Raw genomic sequence first — 21935 nt, 5'->3', positions numbered from 1 at the left:
ATGAACGCGATCCGGGCCAAGGCGCTGGTCGAAGCCGGGTTGCTGCTGCGACTGAGTGGCGACATGGCCGGCGCGGAGAAGCTGTTCGCCCGGGCCCTGGAGCTGGACCCGGCCAACGCGCGCGCGCGCCGGCTCCTGGGGCGGGATGGCCCGGCGGAGCCCGGTGGGGACACCGGGTGGAACCTGGCGGCCCCGGATCAGGAGGCGGACTGGGGCGCCTGGGCCGGCCCCACCGCGCCCGGCCCGGTGGAGGCCCCCTTGCGTGAATCCGTGAGCCTGCCCGAGGGCACGGGCGTGCGCGGCGACGCGTTGGACCTCATCGCGGAGGCGCACCGCACGCAGGAGTTCGGGCTGCCGGACACCTTCACGCCGGTGGGCGGACTGCCGGAGGGCTCGGAGGTGGAGAGCCTGCTGCGCGGCGCGGAGGACCTGCTGGCGCTGGATGACCACTCCGGCGCGGTGGAGCTGTTGCGCCGGGCCCAGTCTCTGGCGCCGGAGAACCCGCGGGTGGAGGCGCTGAGAGACCGCAGCGAGCGCATCCTGGTGTCCATGCTGGAGGCGCGGCTGGGGGACTTGCACCGCATGCCGCGCGTGCGGTTGCAGCCGGATGACATCATCTGGCTCAACCTGGACCACCGCGCGGGCTTCGTGCTGGCGCAGATTGATGGCGCGGTGAGCTTCGACGACCTCTTCGCGCTGTCCGGCATGTCGCGCCTGGACACCGCGCGCATCCTCGCGCAGCTGCTCGACGAGGGCATCATCGCCCCCGGCGAGTAGCCGCGCGCGGCGTTGACGTCACGCGGGGCGGATGACGGCCGTCCACACGCCGCGCACCACGGGCTCGCCCTTCCCGTTGCGCGTCTCCGTGGTGACGACGAGGAAGTCCATCCCGGCCTTGCGGTACAGCTCCGTGATGGAGCCCGTGGTGGTGAGCACGTCCCCGGGGCGCATCACGCCCAGGAACTCCAGCTCCTGCTCCCCGTGCACCAGCCGCACGCGGTCCACGCCCAGCTCGGGGTCCGCGATGGCGGCGCTGAAGGGGCGGATGGCGAACACCACCGCGAAGCTGGGGAAGGCGATGACGTCGCCGTACGGGCCCGCCTGGGCCGCCTCCTGCGAGTAGAGCAGGGGGCTCACCTGCGCGGGGGGCTCTCCGAAGGTGCCCGCGGAGGGCACGGAGCCGCCGAGGATGAGGGAGAACTCGCGCAGCTTCTCCCGGCCAATCTCATAGGTGAAGGGGCCGTACGCACGGCCGACGAACTTGGGGTCCAGGGCCATGGCTATCCGAGCGAGGTTTCGACGACGGCGCCCCGGAGGACGGGCTCGCCGCGCTGGTTGGTGGCGGTGACTTCGGTGGTGAGCCGGCCCTCCGCGATGGCGGTGACGCGGCCCTGGAAGGTGACGGTGTCCTCCGGCAGCACCGGCCGGGAGAATCTCACCTTCACCCGGCGCACCAGCCCCGGGTCTCCCACGAAGACGGCCACGGCCTCCACCGCCCAGCCCAGCGTGCAGAGCCCCTGGAGGATGACGCCGTTGAAGCCGGCCTGCCGGCCCACCTCCGGGTCGATGTGGATGGGGTTGTAGTCCCCGGAAGCGCCCGCGTAATACACCGGCCGCAGCCGGTCGCACTGGCGGACGTGCGTGAAGGTGTCTCCCACCTGGAACGTGCGTGCCATGAGGCGCGCGAGCCTACCGCATCAAATGAAGAAGGGGCGGCCCCCACTTTGCGTGAGGACCGCCCCCGGTCACTTCAGGGCTTCAGGGTGAAGCGCCGGCTTTAAGCCTTGCGACGGCGCGCGAGCGCCATCGCCGCGAACAGCGCCATCAGCGGCGCCATGCCGCCAGCGGAGCCGCCCGTGGAGGAGCAGCCGCCGCCGTCGTCGTCGGCCTTCGGCACGGAGACCTTGATCTCCGCCGTGCTGGAGGCACCCGCCGCGTCCTTCACCGTCACGGTGAAGGCGTAGTTCTCCAGCGTCTTCTTCGCGGGCGGAGTGAAGCTGGCCTCGGCGGAGTTGGCGCCGGTCAGCGTCACGGACGGGCCACCCGTCTGGGTCCAGGAGTAGGTCAGCGTCTCGTTGTCCGGATCCGTGGACGTCGCGGCGTCGATCTTCACCAGCTCACCGCCACGCACGCCCGAGATGACCCGGACCTTGGCGACCGGCGCCTGGTTCACCTGCTTCACGTTGACCGTGTAGATGAACGGGCCAACGGTGGCGCCGTCGGAGTCCGACACGGTGAGGCTGAAGGCCACGGACGTATCGGCCTGGACCTGCGGCGCGGTGAACTTCAGCTTCGCGGAGTCCGCGCCCGTGGTCTGCACCGTGGTGCCACCGACCTGGGTCCAGACGAAGGTGAGCGCGTCACCGTCCGGATCCGTGATGCCGGAGGCGTCCAGCTCCACGTTGCTGCCCTCGTCCGCGTCGACGGAGGCCGGAGCCTGGCCCACCGGGTGGCGGTTGGCCTTGCGCACCGTCACGTTGACCAGGTCGGACGCCGACTGGCCGCCCGAGGACACCGTGAGCTTGAAGGTGAGCTCCGTGGCGGCGTTGACGTTCGGCGCCGTGAAGCTCGCCGTCGCCTTGTCCGCATCCGTCAGCGTCACCGCGTCACCCGCGGTCTGCTCCCACAGGTAGGTGACCGCCGTGCCGTCCGGATCCGTGCCCGTGCCGGCCAGCGTCACCGTGGAGCGCGCATCCGCGTTGATGTCCGCGCCGGCGTTGGCCACCGGAGCACGGTCCACGTTCTTCACCGTCACGGCGACGGCCTTGGTGGACTTCGCGCCGCTGCTGTCCGTCACGGTGACCGTGAAGTTCAGCTGCGTGTCCGCCGTCACTTCCGGAGCCGTGAACGTCGCCTTCGCCTTGGTGGCGTTGGTCAGCGTGGGCTTGGGCGAAGCGGGGCTCGTCTGGACCCAGGCGTACGTCAGCGTGTTCGCGTGGATCACGTCCGCGTCCGTGGAGCCGGAGGCGTCCAGCGTCACGTTCGTGTCACCCTCGTTCACCGTCGCCGGCGCGGTGGCAGCGGCCACCGGGGGCTGGTTCACGTTGTTGATCTGGATGTCCACCGTCTTCGGGGCGCTCGCCTTGCCGGACGCGTCGGTGACGACGAGCTGGAAGGAGAGGATGTCCGTGTAGTCCACGTCCGCCACGAAGCTCGGCGTCGCGGTGTCCGCACCCGTCAGGGAGACAGGCGTGGCGCCACCGGTCTGCGTCCAGCTGTAGGTGAGCGCGTCACCCACGGCGGCGTCCGGATCGAAGCTGCCCGTGCCATTCAGGGTGACGGTGGTGCGGTTGAGGACGCCGTTGACGAGCGCGCCCTCCGCGACCGCCGCCGTGCCCACGCGAGACGGACCCGCGTTGGCCACCGGAGGCACGTTGCACGCGCCCGTGGAGGCCGGCTGATCCGCCTGGCCGGAGAACACCGCCGTGGCGCCCTCGAACTTCACGTTGTCCAGGTCCAGGTCGTAACCACCGACCGCCACGTCACCGCCGATGCGGAAGCGGAAGCGGACGTTCTTGAGGCCCAGGTCGGGGAAGAAGGTCCCGAAGTTGATGCTCGCCTGCGTGAACGCCGGGAAGCCCGCGCTCACCTGCGCCATCGCGGCGCGGTCCTCCAGGGGGTTGCCGCCGCCCGCGGCGATGTAGTCCACGTAGCCCGGATCCGCGTCCACCACCGGGTACAGGTCCCACGGGTCGATCCAGTCGATGCCGTCCACCGTGAACTCGAGCACCGCGCCGTCGTAGGAGGCGTTGGAGTCGAACTCGAAGGAGTGACGGTAGTTGTAGCTCATCACGAAGTCGGCCGCGTCATCCACCGTCAGCCAGGGGCTGGTGATGGTCGTCTCCGCGATCGTGCCCGGATCCTTGCCATTCGCGTAGCGGTTGGCCGGCGTGCCGGACAGCGTCCAGTCGCCCGAGGACGACAGGTTCTGCGACACCGTCCAACCGGTCAGCCCGGACTCGAACGTCTCCGTGTCGCTGGTGGTGGGGACGTTGTCGTAGTTGACGCGCGGGTCGAACGTCGCCGTCTTCGCCGCCGCCGGGATCTCCGTGGAGTCGAAGGCGACCTTGATGCCGGCGCGCGCGGGCGTACCGGACACCGCGGTGACGTTGACGGGCACGGTGACCGTGGCGGAAGCACCGCGCGACAGGGCGGGGATGTTGATCGCGCCGCCGTTGGGGAACTCCAGCGTCGCCGTGGTGCTGGTGCTGCTGACGGTGCCAGCGAAGGCGCTCAGCCCGTTGCCGCCCACGTTGCGCACGGTGATCTTCAGCTCACCCTGCTCGCCGATATCCAGGATGCCGTCCTGGTCGCAGCCGCCCGCGGTGTCGGCCAGCGTGATGCTGGTGACCTCCAGGTTGCCGCCCGCGGCGAAGCTCTCCGTCACGCCGATGTGGTCGAACGCGTCGCGGTCCGGCGACTTGGCGCCGAAGCCGAGGCCGCGCTTGGCGAAGGCCGCCACGAAGCGCTGGTAGTCCGCCGGGTCGCTCGCGAGCGCGACGGCCAGCACCGCGTCACGCGCTTCCGTGAAGGTCGGCGCGTTCGGCGTCGCCTTGTAGGACGCGACCAGGTACTGCTTCATGCGGTTCTGCGCTTCCGCGAACGGGTGCGCGTTCAGCAGGCTCGTGTAGCACTCCCACAGCGCCGTGGCCCACACCTCACCGCTGTTGTGGACCTCGCTGTTGCTCGCGGTGGACGCCGTCGCCAGCTCGTTGGGCAGGGCCGTGAAGTTGGCGATGTGCCGGAACGTGTAGCCGTTCTTGCTCATGTCCGTCGAGTAGGGCAGGCGACGGATGCCGTAGTAGTAGCCCTGGTTCTTGCCACCACTGGTGACGTAACCGGCGGTGCTGTAGACGCCCTGCCAGTTGTTGTTGCCCGCCACGTTCCGGTCGGACTCGCGCACCTGCATCAGCATGGCGTGGAAGTCGCCCCAGCCCTCGCCCATCGAGCGGCCCTGGTTGTTGCTCAGGCCCGCGGCGTTACCGATGAGGCGGTTGCTGATGTAGTGACCCCACTCGTGCGCGATGATGCCGTTGTCGAGCGTGCCGTCCCGGTCCTGGTCCGGCGTGCGCAGGAACTTCACGGACACCGGCCCGGTCGCCGCCGCGGCCTTCCACGCGTTGGCCGCGTCCAGGGTGATCATCAGGGACGGCGTGGTGACCTTGGCGTCATCCACGTTGTTGCCGCCCATGGTGATCGTGCTGCCAGCGGCGTTGTTCGCGATGACCGTGGCGATGGCGCCGCCGTTCTGCGCGTTGAGCGACTTCACGACGAAGTTGCACGTGCCGCGGTCGATGAGGGCGATCTTCCCGGTGAAGGTGCCCGCGGGGAACGCGGCGCAGCCGTCCTTGTTGGTCTCCGGGATCTGGATCTCACCGGTCACGTCGTACGCCTGCTTGCCGTAGCTGGCGGAGCCGGCCTCGTAGATGCCGGTCAGCGTCGCGGGCGCGGTGACGGACAGCTCGGGCGTGCCGTCGAACACGTACATCTGCATGCGCGGGGACGCACCGTCCGCCGGCGTGCTCATGTTCGCGTTGTTGCGGCCGCCGTAGTCCTGCGCCTGGGCCTGGAGGGGGTCGCCCTCCACGCCGCCACGGCCGAAGTTGAACGACTGGGCGTTGGCCGAGGCCTCGTCGAAGCCGGAGTCGTAGAACCAGTCGTGCAGGAAGTTGTTCACGTAGAACAGGTTCACCACCGAGGCCTTGATCTGCTCGGTGCTGGAGCCCGGGGCCTTGGTCGTGTCGTAGACGTACGAGAAGGTGTTCTCGCTCGTCGTCTCCGCGCGCTTGTCGTTCGTGCCGGGCTGGAAGCCGTCCGGCGCGTTCAGGTCCGCGTACGCGTCCACGTTGTTACCCGTGGTCTGCGTGGCGTTGGCCGGCAGCCAGGGGTCGTTCTTGCTGTAGGGGCTGTTGGCCAGGGTGATGTCGTGCGCCGGGCGGTTCAGCGGGGCCTGGTAGCCGTCGCGCGTGCCCGTGGGGTGCGGGGTCGCGTCGTTGCCCTGGGGACCGTCCTCCGGGATGTACGGGGCCGCCGTGTCCGCCCAGACCTTGTACGTGAACGCCGCGCCGGCGTCCGCGGTCAGGTCGTTGCGGAAGAGCACCTTGCCGGTGGCCGCGGAGACCACGTAGCCGAAGTACTGGCTGGAGCGCGCGGCCTTGGGGCCGGCGTTCACTTCCACGTACCAGGCCGGCTCCAGGTTGCCGGCCAGCATGAAGTACACCTGCCGGGCGCGGGCCGGAACGGCCAGGTCCTGCGGCAGCGCGGACTTCGCGGCGGGGACCAGCTCGAAGAAGGTGAAGTCACCCTTCGTGCCCGCGTTGATGAACGAGGTGGCCTGCGTGCCGGAGCCCGTCAGGTCCTTGAACGCGCCGGACACCGCGTCCGCGGCGCCCAGGTTGAAGCCGGCGCGCGCCTTGGTGCGGGCGGAGAGCGCCAGCTCGGACGGGGCCAGGTAGCCGCTCACGGCCACCAGGCGCAGGTCCTGGCCCATGACGACCTTGATCTCGTTGCGGAAGACGGGGATGCCACCCACCGACTGGTTGAAGGTCGCGATGATGGCGCCCTTGCCGGTGTTGTGCAGCGAGCGCAGGTTGGCGCCCGCGACATCGTCACGCGTCAGGCGGTAGTTGTCCGCCACGGCCTGCAGGTGCGCGCGCGCCGCGCTCTCCGCCGTCATGCCGGAGCGGATCACGGACTTGGACTGCGCGCCATCCTGCGTCGCCCAGGCGAACGTAGGCACGCCGAGCCGCTGCTCGGACTGCTCGATGCGAAGCCCGCGGGACACCGCCGTGTTCGAATCCACGGCGAGAGAGCGGGAGTCCCGCTGCTCCAGGAACGCGTCGTAGTTCGACCGCTCCTTGGCCCACGCGCTGGTACCCGCGATGGGCACCAGCAGCAGGCTGGTCAACAGCTTTTCCCTGAGACGCATGCGCCTTCCTTCTTGGGGGTGATGTACTGCCGGACGAGGGGACTGCGAGAGACGACGACTGCACGAGGAGAGGTCCGCCGGGGGTGGCGGGCCGCTCCCTACGGATGGCGGACCGTGGGTGGACAACAGCCCGATAGGAAACGCTGCCCAACGCCACAGGTCGCATTGACGACGTGCGCGGAGTTCTCAGCGTGGAAAGACGGGACGCGCGAGGCGCTCAGGGCGGATGCGAAGCGCCGCGACAGGCTGGACAGCCGGGGCGCCACACCCGAACCCGGGGCGGCCCATCCGAATCGACTGTCAACGGTCACCGGCAAGCGCTGCTCTCCAACCCACTCTTCCGGGCGCGGTTGTCTTCACCGCGCCGGATTCAGTGGGAGCGCATGCTAACCAGGACACTGTTTCGTTGAAAAGAGGGGGGCCCGCGTAACTTTGCGTTAGCAACCCAGTAACAATTGGCAGTCTGGAATAAGCCGTAGCAACCAGGCGGACGCGAGCGTGAAACACGTGCCGCGCCGCCCCTTGCCTGCGGGCCCAAACCCTGCTCAGCGGCGCGAGCGCGGCGCCGGCGCGGCGTCATCCGAAGAGGGCAGGGGACCATGGTCCAACGGGTCCTCGACCTCCGCGCCCTCCTTGCGCTGCTTGTACTGTTCGCGCACGTAGGCGACGAGCTGATCCAGGTACGAGGACAGCGGCGGGCAGCGCACGCCGGTGCCGTCGAGCAGCTCCAGCGTGTTGTGGCAGTTGTAGATGGCCAGGTGGTTCACGTAGCTGATGGCGGCACGCTGGGGCCGGGCCAGCTTCTCCAGCACGGGCAGCCGCAGCATCACGTCCGCGGCGCGCGCGGACAGGTTGAAGCGCGGCAGCCGCTTGTGGGACTTCTCCGCGATGAGCTCGTACACGCGCCGCGCGCTCATGGGGTTGGGGTCCACCAGGTGGAAGGTGCGCCCCTTCGCTCTCGCGTCACGCGACAGGCGCCACACCGCCTCCACCACGAAATCCACCGGCACGACGTTGAGCGGCGCCACGCCGTTGCCCGGCAGGGGCAGCGGCACCACCAGGGGGGACGTGACGAGCAGGATGCCCAGGTAGTAGGGGCCCTCGAAGCGGTCGATTTCGCCCGTGCGCGAGTCGCCCACCACGCTGGACGGACGGAAGATGGTGACGGGGAGGGTGGCGGAGGCGCGCTGCACCAGCCGCTCCGCCTGGAACTTCGTCTCCTCGTAGGCGTTGCGGAAGGACTGGCCCCGATCCAGCTCGTCCTCGGCGATGACGCCCACGCGGTCGCCGGACACGTAGCAGGTGGAGAAGTGGCTGAAGCGGGAGAGGTTCTCGCAGTCGCGCGCCAGCTCCAGCAGGTTGCGCGTGCCGTCCACGTTCACGCGCCACGCGGTCTCCTTGGGGACCCCCAGTTGCGATACGGCGGCCAGGTGGAAGATGTCCGTCACCCGGTCGCACAGGCGCTGGTACTCCTCGCCGGACAGGCCCAGGTGCATGTCCACCGCGTCACCGGTGAGCAGCTCCACGCGCGCGCCCTTCACCTTCGCCGCGAGCGCCTGCGCCTCCTTGAAGGCCTTGGGCTGCACCAGCGCGTAGATGTGCCCCTGGGGGTCCTCCCGCGCGATGTGCTCCACCAGCCGCTTGCCGATGAAGCCCGGGTAGCCGGTGATGAAGTAGGTGCCAGGGGCCTGCCGCGTCTTCGACGTCTCGCTCATGCGCGGCGCAGCATAACCGCCCGTCAGCCTTGCGCGAGCATCGCCCGCCACACCGCTTCCACCTGGGGACGGGTGGCCTCCGGTGTTCCGCTGTTGTCGATGACCCACGTCGCGTGGGCGCGCTTGTCGTCCAGCGGCATCTGCGCCCCAAGCCGCGCCTCCGCCTGGTCCGCGGTGAGCCCGTCGCGGGTCATCAGCCGCGCCTTCTGCACCTCGCGCGGCACCCACACCACGGCCACGCCCTCCATCGCCGTGTGCAGCCCCGTTTCGATGAGCAGCGGCACGTCGTAGACGGCGTGGGTGACGCCTTCGGCCTCCAGCGCCTGGAGCTTCTGGAGGAAGAGGGCGCGCACCTCCGGGTGCACGATGGCGTTGAGGGCGGCCCGCTCCTCGGCGTTCGCGAAGATGTGCGCGCCCAGCTTCACCCGGTCCAGGCGGCCGTCGGGGCCCACCACGCCGGGGAAGCGCTCATCGATGCGCCTCAGGCCGGGGGTGCCGGGCTCCACCACCTCGCGGGCGAGCACGTCCGCGTCCAGCACGCGCGCGCCCATCTCCCGCAGCATCCGGCTCACGGTGCTCTTGCCGGAGGCGATGCCGCCCGTCAGGCCGAAGACGTGCACGGGCTACTTCGCGGCCTTGGGCGTGGTGAAGACGAAGGACTGCACCGTCTTGCCGTCCTCGTTGAAGAAGATGGCCACGCCCAGCTTCACGTAGAGGAAGTAGGTGCGGAAGTCGTCCGTCAGCTTGCGCAGGTAGCAGGGCGTGGCGGGCATGGCGCCTGCCGGGCACGCGGGGCCGTAGCTGTTCTCGATGGTGTCCTTCTCGATGACGGGCCCGGGGAACACGTCGATGCGCTCCACCAACTGGGTGGCCGGGTCCACCTTGAACTGGGCCTGGGTGGTGCCCTTGATGGCCTCCTTGGCGAAGTAGGCCAGGATCTCCTTGCCGTCCTGGCTCATGGTCCGGGAAGGCTCCCCGAACTTCTTCAGGACCTCTTCCTTCTTGGAGGTCCCGGGCTCGATGCCCTGCCACGGCTTGGCGGAAGCAGGCAGGGAGACGGCAGCGACGGCAACGGCGAACAGGACGGCAATCACGGGGGTCCGCATCTCGACTCCTCCCTAGCGGATCAGGCAGGCGCGCCTCAAGGTCCGTTACCTCAAGCCACGCACCTGTCCACCCGCTATTCAATCACGAACGAGACGCCTTGCCCCCTCCAGGGGCCTCTGCTACGTGCTCAAGGCATGTCTTCTCGTGCCTTCCGGGTCTTTTCCGCCCTCCTGCTCGCCGTTTCCGGCGGCCTCGCCGGCGCCGCGGACTTCACGGGCCCCGACAGCTGCAAGGGCTGCCACCCGGAGGCGTACGACGCGTGGATGAAGTCCAAGCACGCCCGGGCGACGGAGACGCTGGCGGACAGCCAGAAGAAGGACGCGCGGTGTCTGTCCTGCCACGCGCCGGACCAGGCCGAGCAGCAGCTGGCGGCCGTCACCTGTGAGACGTGCCATGGCGGCGGGCAGTACTACTCGCCGTCCTATGTGATGAAGGACCCGGAGTTGGCGCGGCTGGTGGGGTTGGTGGACCCGTCGGAGAAGCAGTGCCGCACCTGCCATGACGCGTCCTCGCCGTCCCTGCGCCCGTTCGACTTCAAGGAAGCGCTGAAGGCCATCGACCACTGGTCCGCCGAACGCGCCCGCAAGCAGACCCGCGCGGACGCGGCCCCCTCCACGCCGGCTCCGGCCACGGCGAAGAAGTAAGTGACCTCCGCTTGATCAAGATCCTCGATTCCCGCTTCGTCACCACCGCCGTGGAGCTCAAGGGGCTGCCCACGGACCACGCCGCGGAAGTGGCCTTCGTGGGCCGCTCCAACGTCGGCAAGTCGTCCATGATCAACGCCCTGACGAACCGGCGGAAGCTGGTGCGCGTGTCCAACACGCCGGGGCGCACCCGCACGCTCAACTTCTTCGACGTGGACCTGGACCGCGACGGCGTGCGCCACACGGTGCGCCTGGCGGACCTGCCCGGCTACGGCTTCGCCAAGGCGAGCAAGGCGGACAAGGCCCAGTGGCAGGAGATGATCACCACCTACCTCAAGAACCGTCACCGGTTGGAGGTCGTGGTGAGCATCATCGACGCGGAGGTGGGGCCCACGCCGGAGGACATGCAGACGCTGGACTACCTCCAGGAGCACAACCGCCGCATCCTCGTCGTGGCCACCAAGGTGGACCGGCTGACGAAGGCGCAGCGCAAGCCCCGGCTGCACAAGCTGGCGGAGCAGCTGGAACTGCCCCGCGAGGCGGTCATCCCGTTCTCCTCCACGGAGAAGCTGGGCGTGGAGGACGTGTGGGGCACGCTGCTGGACACCTTCGGCAAGGCCACCCGCGTCTGAGGCTGCCGGGGCAGCGCTCGCTGTGGTAGCACCCCCGCCGTGTCCCAGAACGGCAAGACGAACGGTGGTGTTTCGCCCCTCGCGCCTCGCGAGGAGCGTCAGCGGTTGATGCGCCTGTCCCCGCGCCAGCGGGTGGCGGCGCTCTTCGACGCGGAGGACACGCCCGCGCTGGTGCGCTCGCTGCCCGCGGAGGACCTCTACGTCACCATCCAGGAGGTGGGGCTGGCGGACACGACGGAGCTCGTGCAGCTGGCGTCGCCCGCGCAGTTCCGCACCTTCGTGGACCTGGGCGGCTGGGCGAAGGACAAGCTGGACCCGCACGCCGTCCTCACCTGGCTGCGCGCCGCGCGCGGCGACGAGCAGGAGGACTTCCTGCGCAAGGTGCACGCGGTGGACCTGGAGGTGGTGGAGACGCTCCTCAAGGAGTTCACCGTCGTCCACGACCTGGAGGAGAACCCGGACGTCAACCCGCAGGGCGTGACGCTGGAGACCCCGGAAGGCCGCTACCTGGTGGAGCTGAAGGTGGAGGGCGTGGAGATGTCCGCCATGCGCGCGCTCCTCAATGATCTCATCGCGGAGAACCCCTTCGAAGCGGTGCGCCTCTTCGAAGCCGTGCGCTGGGAGATCCCCTCCGAGCTGGAGGAGACCGCGTTCCAGTTCCGCCGCGCGCGCCTGTCCGACCTGGGCTTCCCGTCGCTGGAGGACGCGCTCGCGCTCTTCAGCCGCGTGGACGTGCCGCCGCGCCCCACCGGGCCGGGGACGCCCGCGCTCACCGCCACCGGCGGCCACGTGGACTACCTGGAGGCCGCCTTCCGGGACCTGTCCGACGTGGAGCGCATGAACGCGGAGGACGAGCTGCGGGAGGTGGCCAACGCCGTCCTCGTCGCGGAGCTGGGCGACCCGGGCGACCTGGACGACGTGCGCCGCGTGGGCGAATGGGTGCGCGACTACCTGTCGCTGGGCCTGGAGCACCTGACGGGCGGCGACCCCGCGAAGGCCCCGGAGGCGCTGCGCGACACGCCCCTGCGCCGCGTCTTCCAGGTGGGCTTCACGCTGACGCTCCAGCTCAAGTACCGCGCGGACCGCCTCTTCAAGGTGCCCTTCGTGAAGCTGGACGACGTGCCGCTGGTGCTCCCGGAGGAGGCCGCCGCGCTGGAGGCCCTCCGCCGCAAGCGTCCCCGCAGGGCGCTGCGCGTCCCGGGCGCGGAGCCCGTCCCGTTCCGTTCGCTGCGGGAGGTGGCCGGTTCGGAAGGACTGCTCGCTCGCGCGGAGGGCCAGGTGGCGGCGCTGGGCGCGCTCCTGGGCGGCACCGAGGACGCGGCGCACACCGTGCTGGCGCGCTTCGGCGTGTCGCTGGACGTGCTGGGCGTGGAGCGGCTGTGGGCGGCCGTGGTGGGCATGGCCGTGCTGGAGGAGCGCGTGGACGTGCGGCCCGTGCCACTGGGGCGCACGGTGGAGCTGGGCCAGCGCCTCTTCGAAGGCACTCCGGATGCGCCGCGCCTGCGCGCGAGCGCGGCGGAGCGCGCGGTGGCGACGCTCTCGTCCGAGGTACCGGAAGCGGCGCGTGAGGAGCTGCGTCGGGTGGTGAACGTCACGCTGGCGCGCCTTTTGTCGGAGCTGGGGCCGGCGTGGCTGCGCGAGGGGCGCCTGGACCTGATCGCCTCCGCGGTCCTACCGATGGAGAGCGCCCCGGTCCCGTAGCTTTTTCAGCCTTGCCCGGCCCGGCGGTCGCGGGCGGGCGCGCAACCTCCCGAAGATACAGGCCTCCCGCGTTGCCATCCTCTGGCACGCGCGCTGCTTTGCCCCTCGCCCGCTAGCTGTTCGCGAACCGTGGTTCGCCTACGGCAAACGGAATTCCACGAGGGCCAGGGGCACGCGTGTGACGGGACGAGCGACCGACAGCGAAGGGGTGGCGTACATGGGACCGGGCGCGGAGGGGCAGCGTCGCGACGTACTGGCTTTCTACATGCTCGCGGGGTTCGCGGCGGTGATGTACGCAGTGCCGGGTGAGTGGATCCCCGCGCTGGAGCCGCTGCGGCTCGCGCTGCTGACTTCAGGGCTGGGCGCGGGCCTGATGGTGATGCGCCGCATCGGCAAGGCGGAGCCCATCTTCTTCGACGGCTCGCGGGGCATCGCGCTGCTGGCGTTCTCGTCGCTGGCGTTCTGCTCGGTGGCGTGGAGCGTGAACCCGGAGGTGACGCGCTTCCAGGGCGTGGAGCTGCTCAAGCTCACGGCCATCTACCTGACGCTCGTCAACGTCATCACCACGCCCAAGCGGCTGGCGGTGGTGTGCGGCGCCATGGTGCTGGGCGCCATCGTGACGTCCATTGGCGTCATCAACTGGTACATCGTCGGCGAGAACATGGTGGAGGGCTTCCGTTCGCGCTGGGTCGGCGTGTACGCGGACCCCAACCACATGGCCATGAACATGGTGCTGGTGGTGCCGCTCGCGGTGGCGTTCCTCGCGCGCAAGAGCACCCCGTGGCTGTTCCGCCTGCTGTGCGCGGTGTCCGCGGTGCTGGCGGTGGTGGCCATCGTGTTGTCGCACTCGCGCGGCGGCTTCATCGGCCTGTCCCTGGCGATGGCCATGTGGGCCATCCGTGAGAAGCGCCGCATGCAGGCCATCGTGCTGGGCACGGTGTTCGTCGCGGGCCTGGCGGTGTTCGCGCCCAAGAGCTTCTGGCAGCGCAACGAGACGGTGGCGTCGTTCCACGAGGACGCGTCCGCCATGGGCCGCGTCTACGCGTGGCAGGTGGCCAGCCGCATGAGCCTGGACAAGCCGCTGCTCGGCGTGGGCGCGGGCGGCTTCCGCTACGCCTGGTTCGAGTACGCGCCGCCGGAGGCGCACCGCGCCTATGTGGCGCACAACATCTTCCTCGACGTCATCGGGGAGCTCGGGTGGATTGGCCTCCTGTGCTTCCTGGTGTTCTCGGGGGGCGCCGTGGGCGGGGCGGCGTCCGCGTCCTCGGACCCGGAGATGGGATGGCTGGCACGCGCCCTCCTGGCGTCGGTGGCGGGCTACCTCGTCTGTGATTTGTTCTCGGGCTACATCCTGTCCGCGCACTGCTACGTGCTCTTCGGCCTGGCCGCGAGCGCGCACCGCATCGCGCAGGCACGGGAGCGCGCCCTGGCGGTGGGGAGGCGGCCGGCGATGAACCCTTCGCCGGTGGCCACGTGGGAGGGGTCTGGGCATGCGGCGTGAGGATGCGCGGTTGGGGCAGGAGCCCCTCCGCCTGGTGCAGTTCACCCGGTCGTTCCACATTGGCGGCACCGAGGTCCAGGTGCTGGAGCTGCTGCGAGGCCTGCCCTCCAGCTATCAACTGCAGGTGTCGGTGTTGGAGGACGCCGGGCCCCTGATGGGCGCGGTCTGGAAGCTGGGGCACGCGCCGGAGGTGTTCTCCCTCAAGGGCTCGCTCGTGCAGCCCAACACGCTGATGCAGATCCACCGGATGTCCCGGTGGCTCAAGGCGAACCGCGTGCAACTGGTGCACGTGCACGACTTCTACTCCAGCATCATCGCGGTGCCGGCCGCGAAGCTCGCGGGCGCGAAGGTCATCGTCGGCCGGTTGGATCTGTCCCACTGGCAGGGCAAGGCCCGCCGCCTGCTGCACGCGCAGATGACGCGCATGGCGGATCACGTCATCGCCAACGCGGAGGCCATCCGCCAGCTGCTCATCCACGAGGAGGGGCTGCCCGAATCGCGCATCTCCGTCATCCACAACGGCCTGGACCTCCAGCGCTTCGACGCGAGAGCCGCGGAGGGGCTCAAGGACACGCTGCCCGACACCCGCGGCGCGCCCACGGTCATCCACGTGGCCAACATGAACCACCCCGTGAAGCGGCAGGAGGACCTGCTGCTCGCCCTTGCCATGCTGCGTCATGAGGGGACGAAGCTGAACGCGTGGTTCGTGGGGGACGGGCCCCGTCGGCCGGCGCTGGAGAAGATGGCGCACGAGCTGGGGGTGGCGGACGGGGTGCACTTCCTCAGGCACCGCACGGACGTGCCGGCCGTCTATGGCCAGGCCACCTTCGGCGTCCTGTGCTCCACGGCGGAGGGCATGTCCAACGCGGTGATGGAGGGCATGGCGGCCGGGCTGCCCATGGTGGTGACGCGGGTGGGCGGCAATCCGGACCTCATCTCGGACGGCGAGCGGGGCCTGGTGGTGGAGCCGGAGCGGCCCGCCCAACTGGCCCAGGCCTTCCGCCGGCTGCTGGCCAACCCCCAGGAGGCCCGGAAGATGGGCAAGGCCGCCCGGGGCTTCGTCGCCCGCGAGCTGACCCTGGAGAAGATGGTGCGCCGCCATGACGCGCTGTACCGCCAGGTGGCAGGACTGCCTCCAGGCTGAAACCTGCCCCCAGGGGCGGGGAAATGTCAGACCGATCCGGATAATCCACGCCCGTCCTCAGCAATTGAGGGCGGGCGCGTTCGTAGAAATAGGGGAGCGGCTTTCCCGCAGGGCCCTGCGTGTGTGCAGGTTATAGATGGGAATAGCTCGATTTTCGTGGAGATTGATGGGCAAGGCGTGGTAATGGCGCCTCGGGCGTTGCCGGAAGCGGCAAGCGTGCTCACCCTGGGTGTGGCGGATCAGACGGGTGCAGGAATCACCGCTGGTACGCAGGGGTTTTGAAGGAAACGGACGCCGAGCGCGGGGCCCGGAACACGGGACGCGGGGCGGACGGCAGGAAACATGAAGGTGGCGTGGACAGGCCCGAGGGCCGCTTCCACATCCGCCGCGACTTTACGAGGCCCTGCCAGTCGGCACGCGGCCCGGGGCGCTCGCCGGTAAAACTCCAAGGTGCCGGCGAGCGCTCTCTTTTTTGCCTCACAGCGCCGCACCCGTGTGTCCTCCGGGGTCGTCCCCGCGCGCGGGACGCACCGGGTGGGATATCCGCCGGGGCTCATCCGCTCGGCCGTGACTCCTTGAGCACGCTGACGAACGCACGCAGGGCCGGGGGCACCTGCCGGTGGCCCGGGTAGTAGAGGGCGAGCCCAGGGACCCGCGGCGACCATGCGTCGAGCACGACGGTCAGCCTTCCCGCTTGAAGCTCGCCCTGGGCGAAGGGCTCGGCGACGAACGCGATGCCGTGTCCGTCCACCGCGGCCTGCACCATCAGGTCGTCGTCGTTGAGCGTGAGTGGCCCGTTCACGTCGACGGAGAGGGCCTGTCCCCGGCGCTCGAACTCCCAGCGGTAGAGCTTCCCGCTCTTGAAGCGGTGGCGGATGCACTCGTGCTTCAAGAGGTCGTGCGGTGTCCGGGGTGGCGGGTGGCGCTCCAGGTACTTCGGGGACGCGACCGCGACGAACCGGGTATCCCCTCCGAAGCTCACGGCGACCATGTCCCGGGGAACGGCCTCTCTCAGCCTGACCCCGGCGTCGAAGCCCTCGGCCACGATGTCGACGATGCGGCCTTCGATGACCAGGTCCACATGGACGTTCGGGCACCGCGTCCGGAACTCCGGCACCACGTCCCGGAGCAGGAGCCGGGCGCCGACGATGTTCGTGTTGATCCGCAGCGAGCCGCGCGGCGAACCGCGTCCCTCCGAGACCTCCGCCAGCGCGCCGCGGAGGCCCTGAAGCAGCGGAAGCGCCTTCTCCAGCAGGGCCTCTCCGGCCTCCGTGGGGGCCACGCTTCGCGTCGTGCGGTTGAGCAGGCGGACCCCCATGCGCTCTTCCAGCCTGCGGACCGCATGGCTCAAGGTTGACGGTGAGACGCGGAGCTCGTCCGCCGCCTTCCGGAAGCTGCGGAGGCTGGCGACCGTCGTGAAGAAGGTCAGCTCTGCGACGTCAGGGCGGGGCTCATTCATGGCGAACCTTCACGAACCTATGCGGAACCACGCGCTTCCGTTCAACAATCCCAGGCGCTACCCATGTGTGCATGAAAACCTGGTTCATCACGGGCGCGTCCTCGGGCATTGGCCGGATCCTCACGGAGCAACTCCTCGCGAGCGGCCAGCGCGTGGCCGCGACGCTCCGGCGGCCGGAGGTGCTCGACGACCTGAAGGCGAAGCATGGCGAGCGGCTCTGGGTCGCCCGGCTCGACGTCACGGATGCGGCGGCCGTCCTGGCCGTCGTTGGCAGGGCGTTCACCGAGCTGGGCCGGATTGACGTGGTGGTGAGCAACGCGGGCTACGGGGTGTTTGGCGCGGCGGAGGAAGCGGAGGACGCGCAGCTTCGCCAGGTGCTCGACACGAACCTGCTCGGCTCCATCCACCTGATTCGCGCCTTCCTCCCGCGTCTGCGCGAGCAGGGCGGCGGCCGCATCCTCCAGGTCTCCTCGGAGGGCGGGCAGATGGCGTACCCGGCCTTCAGCGCCTACCACGCGTCGAAGTGGGGCATCGAAGGCTACGTCGAGTCGGTCGCGCAGGAGGTCGCGCCGTTCGGCATCGACTTCACCATCGTGGAGCCGGGACCGACGCGGACGAACTTCGGCGCCAACCTGCGGAAGACCCGTCCGCTCGCCATCTATGACTCGACGCCGGTGGGCGCGGTGCGCGCCGCCCTTGAGAACGGCACCTTCGAGATCAACGGGGACGCCGACAAGACCGCGCGAGCCATCATCGACGTGGCCGGGAAGACGCCCGCTCCCAGAAGGCTGACGCTTGGGAGCACGGCCTATCAGTCGGTCCAGCGCGCGTTGCGGCAGCGGCTGGAAGAGCTCGAGTCCCAGCGCGAGGTCGCGCTGTCCGCCGACTGCGATTGACGGGGACCGCCGGGCCGCGTCGCGAGGGCGCGGCCCGGCAGCCGTGTTTCAGCCTTCGTCGACCAGGTCGAAGCGCTGACCCACGCCCTTCGCCAGGGCGACGTCGTAGAGTGCGCGGGCCAGGGCCACGTCCTGCACGGCGAGGCCGGTGGAGTCGAAGACGGTGACCTCGGTGCCGGTGCGGCCGGGCTTGCGGCCGGCGACCACCTCACCCAGGGTGCCCGCGAGCTGCCCGGCCTGGATGAGCCCGTCGTGCAGCGGGACGTTGACCTCGCCGGAGTGGAGCGCCTGATCCGCGTCGTCGATGAAGACGCGCCCTTCGACGAGCAGGCGCGGATCCAGCTCCTGCTTGCCGGGGGCATCCGCGCCCATGGCGTTGATGTGGGCGCCGGCCTGGACCCATTCACGGCGGACCACCGGGGCGCGCGCGGGGGTGGCGGAGCAGACGATGTCCGCGCCGGAGGCCTCCTGGAGGCTCACCACGCGGCCGCCCTTCTCCTTCTGGAGCGTCTCCGCGGCCTGGGCGGACACATCCGCGAGCAGCAGCTCCAGATCCCCGAAGAGGGCGCGGTGCGCGTCGATGAGGACGCGCGCCTGCACGCCGCAGCCCACGAGCCCCAGCGTGCGGGGCTGCTTCCTGGCCAGGTACTTGGACGCGATGCCGCCAGCGGCGCCGGTGCGCCACGCGGTGAGCAGGGTGCCGTCCAGGATGGCCAGCGGGGACGCGGTGTCCGGATCACTGAGCACGTACACGGCGCGCACCGTGGGCAGGCCGTGCTTGCGCGGGTTCTGCGGATGGGCGTTGACCCACTTCACGCCGGCCGCGCCGTCGAGGAACGCGGGCATGGCGCGGAAGTCGCCGTCGTACTTCGGCAGGGACAGGTACACCTTGGGGGGCATGAGCGCGTCGCCGCGGCCATGGGCCAGGAAGGCACGCTCGACGGCTTCCAGGCCGAGCTCGACGGTGTAGAGGCCGCGCAGGTCCTTGGCGCTGAGGAGGAGGGTGGGCATGGGCGCCGCTATAACCAACCGCCCGTGCCCGCGCACGCGTCCGATGTGCAATGTCTGCCATTGGCCAGTGTCACAGTCGCAACCCGGAGCAGGTAGGCAGGCACGGATAATGGGGAAAGGCGGGTTCGGGGTAGGCTTGGGGGGATGAAGACCTCCCGGCCCACTGAAGACACCGGTTCCCAGGCGCCGAACACGGGCCACCCGACGGGTGACTCCAGTGCGCCGGAGTGTCCGCTCCACGCGACGCGCGTGGGCCGCTACGTGTTGCTGGCGCGGCTGGGCAAGGGCGGCATGGGCGAGGTCTTCGAGGCCTTCGACCCGGAGCTGCGCCGCACCGTCGCCATCAAGCTGCTGCACGAGCGGCGTCTGCCGGACGAGGAGGAGGACGCCCGCGCGCTGCGGCTGGTGCGCGAGGCCCAGGCCATGGCGCGCCTGTCCCATCCGAACGTGCTCACGGTGCATGACGTGGGCACGCACGAGGGCCGGGTGTTCATCGCCATGGCGCGGGTGGAGGGCGGCACGCTGCGGCAGTGGCTGCGCGAGGGGCCGCATCCCCAGCGACAGGTGCTGGCGGTGTGCAGGGCGATGGGGCAGGGGCTCGCGGCGGCGCACGCGGCGGGGCTGGTGCACCGTGACTTCAAGCCGGACAACGTGCTCCTGGGCCGAGATGGCGGCGTCTGGGTGACGGACTTCGGCATCGCGTCCGACGCGGGCGTGGGCACGGAGGCAGGGCCCGCGGTGCCACCTGCGGCGTTGCTGGAGGGGCCGCTCGACACGCGCCTCACGGCGACGGGCGCGCTGGTGGGGACACCCGCGTACATGGCGCCGGAGCAGTACGCGGGGCGGGGCCCGGACGCGAGAGCGGATCAGTTCAGCTATTGCGTGTCCGTCTACGAGGCGCTCACCGGCCAGCGTCCCTTCGAGGAGGGGACGCTGCGTCGCATGGCCGTCACCCTGCTGGATTCGCAGCGGGCACCCCAGGGCACGGTGCTGCCCCGGGTGGAGCTGGAGCCGCCCACGCATCCGTCCGTTCCGGGTTGGGTGCACCGCGTGCTCGCGCAGGGTCTGGCGGTGGCGCCGGAGCAACGCTTCGCCTCCATGGAGGCGCTGCTGGCGGCGCTGGAGCGCGACCCGGAGGCGGGACGCAAGAAGCTCGCGGGCCGCTCCATCGCGGTGGTGGCCGGGCTCTTCCTGGGCGTGGGCGTGGCGTGGGTGCGTCCCACGCCGTGCAGCGGCGCGCCCAAGCTGTTCTCCCGCGTGTGGGGCCCCGCGCAGAAGGCGGCGGTGGCGGAGCCTTCGAGAAGAGCGGCGCGACGGACGCGGACGGTGCGTTCGACCGGGTGGAGCGCGCGCTGGACGCGTACGCGTCGGAGTGGAGCCGCATGCACCGCCAGGCCTGCGAGGCCACGCGCGTGACGGGAGAGCAGCCGGAGGCGCACCTCGCGCTGCGCATGTCGTGCCTGGACCGGCGCCTGCGCGCGGTGGACGCGCTGAGCACGGAGCTGGCGCACGCGGACGTGGCGCTGGTGCAGCGCAGCGCGGAAGCCGTGGACTCACTGCGCGGCGTGTCCGGCTGCGCGAACGTGGAGGCGCTGTCCGCCGCGGTACCGCCTCCGGAGGACCAGACGGCGCGCGCCCGCGTGGAGGCGGTGCGCCAGGACGTGGCGCACGCGCAGGCGCTGCTCGACACGGGCCGCTATTCGCAGGCGGTGCCCGTGGCCAGGGCGGCGGTGGAGGCGGCGCACGCGACGCACTACCGGCCGGTGGAGGCGGAGGCGCTCCACGTGCTGGGCTGGGCCCACCACCGCATGAGCCAGTCGCGCGACGCGCGGGCCACGTGGCACGAGGCGATGGCCGCCGCCACGGCGGGACGGCATGACGAAGTGGCGCTCCAGGTGGCCACGGAGCTGGTGCTCGGACTGAGTGGGGACCCCGAGTGGTTCCCAGAGGCGCACCTGTGGAGCGCCCAGGCGCACGCGCTCATTGAACGGCTGGGCTCCGCGCCGGACCTGGAGGGACGGCTCGCCAACCACGAGGGCATCCTCGCGATGAACGAGGCCGCGCTCGACGCGGCGGCGGAGCACTACACGCGGGCCCTGGCGCTGCGCGAGCGCACCCTGGGGCCCATGCACGTGGACACCGCGAAGGTCTACAACAACCTGGGCATGGTGCTGCTGCGCCAGGGCAAGAGGGCGGAGGGCACCGCGCTGTACCAGAAGGCGCTCGCCATCTACGAGGAGCGGCTGGGGCCGGTGCATCCGCTGCTCGTGGGCCCGCTCATCAACCTGGGCTTCGCGGAGCAGGATGCGGGAAACCTGCCGAAGGCGCTGGAGTGGTTGCAGCGCGCGTATACGCTGCGGCAGCAGACGCTGGGGCCGCTCAATTCCCAGACATTGCTGCTGCTCCACGACATCGCGTTGGTGCAGGAGTCGCTGGGCGCGCCGGACCGGGCGCTCGCGCTGCACCGGCAGGCGCTGGAGGGCATGCGTCAGGGCTTCGGCGCGGAGAGCCGCGAGGCCATCGATTCACTGAAGGCACTGGCGGGCGCGGAGGAGCGGCTGGAGCGGGACGCGGACGCGCTCGCGCACTTCCAGGAAGGCCTGGCGCTCCAGCGCAAGGTGCTGCCGCCGGACGAGTTCGCGGTGGAGACGCTGGAGGAGGACGTGGGGCGGTTGATGGTGGCGCAGGGCCGTCCGAAGGAAGCGGTGCCGCTCTTGCGCGCGGCGCTGGAGTCCAAGTCGCGTGCGCTGGGCGCGGACCATGCGCGGACCATCCACAGCCGCACGGCGCTGGGGCTCGCGTATTTCCTGCTGGGGCAGGGCGACAGCGCGCGTGAATTGCTGGAGACGTCGGAGCGGGTGCTGGCGCCACTGGGCTGGAACCCGATGGACGCGGCGATGACGCACTTCGCGCTCGCGCAGGCGCTCTGGAGCCAGCCGGCGGAGCACGCACGGGCGATGACGCTCGCGAAGCAGGCTGAGGAAGGCTTCACCCAGGGCGGCTCCATGATGCGGCGCGAGCTGGCGCAGGTGAAGCAATGGATTGCCAGCCGTTGAGTCTCACAATCATTGGATTTGGCCGTTATTGATGGAATTGCAGTGAAGGCATGGAGTGGTCTGGGAAATCCGGATTGGCCTAACATGCGGCCTTGTCGGAAGGCCGGGCGCCATGCCGGCGTCCCCCTCGGACCAAGGAGC

At 70.3% G+C, this 21935-nt stretch carries 17 protein-coding genes; 9 read left to right on the top strand and 8 right to left on the bottom strand.

Annotated features, from left to right (window positions below; genetic code table 11):
• Entirely contained in the window at window positions 1–777 is a 777-nt protein-coding gene (locus ACX114_RS25215) for a hypothetical protein (protein WP_459288548.1), read from the top strand.
• Window positions 778–795: 18 nt separating this feature from the next.
• Here ACX114_RS25215 and ACX114_RS25210 read toward each other — a convergent pair whose 3' ends face one another.
• From ACX114_RS25210 to ACX114_RS25185, 6 genes are all read right to left on the bottom strand, one after another.
• A complete protein-coding gene (locus tag ACX114_RS25210; RefSeq protein WP_459288546.1) occupies window positions 796–1278 on the bottom strand; it encodes an FAS1-like dehydratase domain-containing protein in 483 nt (160 codons plus the stop codon).
• A 2-nt stretch (window positions 1279–1280) separates the two neighbouring features.
• A complete protein-coding gene (locus tag ACX114_RS25205; RefSeq protein WP_206792882.1) occupies window positions 1281–1676 on the bottom strand; it encodes a MaoC family dehydratase in 396 nt (131 codons plus the stop codon).
• A 101-nt stretch (window positions 1677–1777) separates the two neighbouring features.
• The gene (locus ACX114_RS25200; RefSeq protein WP_459288543.1) at window positions 1778–6928 is read right to left on the bottom strand and encodes a myxosortase-dependent M36 family metallopeptidase; all 5151 of its coding nucleotides are present in this window, start codon (window positions 6926–6928) and stop codon (window positions 1778–1780) included.
• Window positions 6929–7473: 545 nt separating this feature from the next.
• Window positions 7474–8643 carry an SDR family oxidoreductase gene (locus ACX114_RS25195; RefSeq protein ID WP_459288541.1) on the bottom strand — a complete coding sequence of 390 codons (1170 nt, stop codon included), beginning with the start codon at window positions 8641–8643 and terminating at the stop codon, window positions 7474–7476.
• A gap of 23 nt (window positions 8644–8666) precedes the next feature.
• Window positions 8667–9263, bottom strand: coding sequence for a dephospho-CoA kinase (coaE, locus tag ACX114_RS25190; RefSeq protein WP_459288539.1), 597 nt, complete (start codon window positions 9261–9263; stop codon window positions 8667–8669).
• Between the two features lie 3 nt (window positions 9264–9266).
• Complete coding sequence (locus ACX114_RS25185) at window positions 9267–9749, bottom strand: hypothetical protein (protein WP_459288537.1); 483 nt, start codon at window positions 9747–9749, stop codon at window positions 9267–9269.
• 135 nt (window positions 9750–9884) lie between these two features.
• Between ACX114_RS25185 and ACX114_RS25180 the strand changes: the two genes are divergently transcribed.
• The 5 genes from ACX114_RS25180 to ACX114_RS25160 all read left to right on the top strand — a co-directional run bounded on the left by ACX114_RS25180 (window position 9885) and on the right by ACX114_RS25160 (window position 15372).
• Window positions 9885–10394 carry a multiheme c-type cytochrome gene (locus tag ACX114_RS25180; RefSeq protein WP_120566004.1) on the top strand — a complete coding sequence of 170 codons (510 nt, stop codon included), beginning with the start codon at window positions 9885–9887 and terminating at the stop codon, window positions 10392–10394.
• Window positions 10395–10405: 11 nt separating this feature from the next.
• Window positions 10406–11026: a ribosome biogenesis GTP-binding protein YihA/YsxC gene (gene yihA, locus ACX114_RS25175; RefSeq protein ID WP_459288535.1), complete on the top strand. Its 621-nt coding sequence runs from the start codon at window positions 10406–10408 to the stop codon at window positions 11024–11026.
• A 39-nt stretch (window positions 11027–11065) separates the two neighbouring features.
• Window positions 11066–12727, top strand: a complete 1662-nt coding sequence (locus tag ACX114_RS25170) for a DUF6178 family protein (RefSeq protein WP_459288533.1) — start codon at window positions 11066–11068, stop codon at window positions 12725–12727.
• 217 nt (window positions 12728–12944) lie between these two features.
• Window positions 12945–14228, top strand: a complete 1284-nt coding sequence (locus tag ACX114_RS25165) for an O-antigen ligase family protein (protein ID WP_459300270.1) — start codon at window positions 12945–12947, stop codon at window positions 14226–14228.
• Complete coding sequence (locus tag ACX114_RS25160) at window positions 14218–15372, top strand: glycosyltransferase (protein ID WP_459288531.1); 1155 nt, start codon at window positions 14218–14220, stop codon at window positions 15370–15372. The genes ACX114_RS25165 and ACX114_RS25160 overlap by 11 nt, the downstream gene beginning before the upstream one ends.
• A gap of 553 nt (window positions 15373–15925) precedes the next feature.
• Here ACX114_RS25160 and ACX114_RS25155 read toward each other — a convergent pair.
• On the bottom strand, window positions 15926–16831 hold the full coding sequence (locus ACX114_RS25155) for a LysR family transcriptional regulator (RefSeq protein ID WP_459288529.1): 906 nt from the start codon (window positions 16829–16831) through the stop codon (window positions 15926–15928).
• Window positions 16832–16902: 71 nt separating this feature from the next.
• Here ACX114_RS25155 and ACX114_RS25150 point away from each other — a divergent pair, with 71 nt between their 5' ends.
• On the top strand, window positions 16903–17727 hold the full coding sequence (locus ACX114_RS25150) for an SDR family oxidoreductase (protein ID WP_459288527.1): 825 nt from the start codon (window positions 16903–16905) through the stop codon (window positions 17725–17727).
• Between the two features lie 48 nt (window positions 17728–17775).
• Here ACX114_RS25150 and ACX114_RS25145 read toward each other — a convergent pair whose 3' ends face one another.
• On the bottom strand, window positions 17776–18738 hold the full coding sequence (locus ACX114_RS25145; protein ID WP_459288525.1) for an ornithine cyclodeaminase family protein: 963 nt from the start codon (window positions 18736–18738) through the stop codon (window positions 17776–17778).
• 144 nt (window positions 18739–18882) lie between these two features.
• Here ACX114_RS25145 and ACX114_RS25140 point away from each other — a divergent pair, with 144 nt between their 5' ends.
• Together ACX114_RS25140 and ACX114_RS25135 are read left to right on the top strand one after the other, a co-directional pair.
• Complete coding sequence (locus ACX114_RS25140; protein ID WP_459288523.1) at window positions 18883–20154, top strand: serine/threonine-protein kinase; 1272 nt, start codon at window positions 18883–18885, stop codon at window positions 20152–20154.
• Entirely contained in the window at window positions 20121–21794 is a 1674-nt protein-coding gene (locus ACX114_RS25135; protein ID WP_459300268.1) for a tetratricopeptide repeat protein, read from the top strand. Before ACX114_RS25140 ends, ACX114_RS25135 begins: the two co-directional genes overlap by 34 nt.
• Window positions 21795–21935 lie beyond the last annotated feature (141 nt).

The sequence above is a fragment of the Corallococcus sp. M7 genome (genome assembly GCF_054512695.1).
This window is presented reverse-complemented; position numbering and strand designations above follow the sequence as displayed.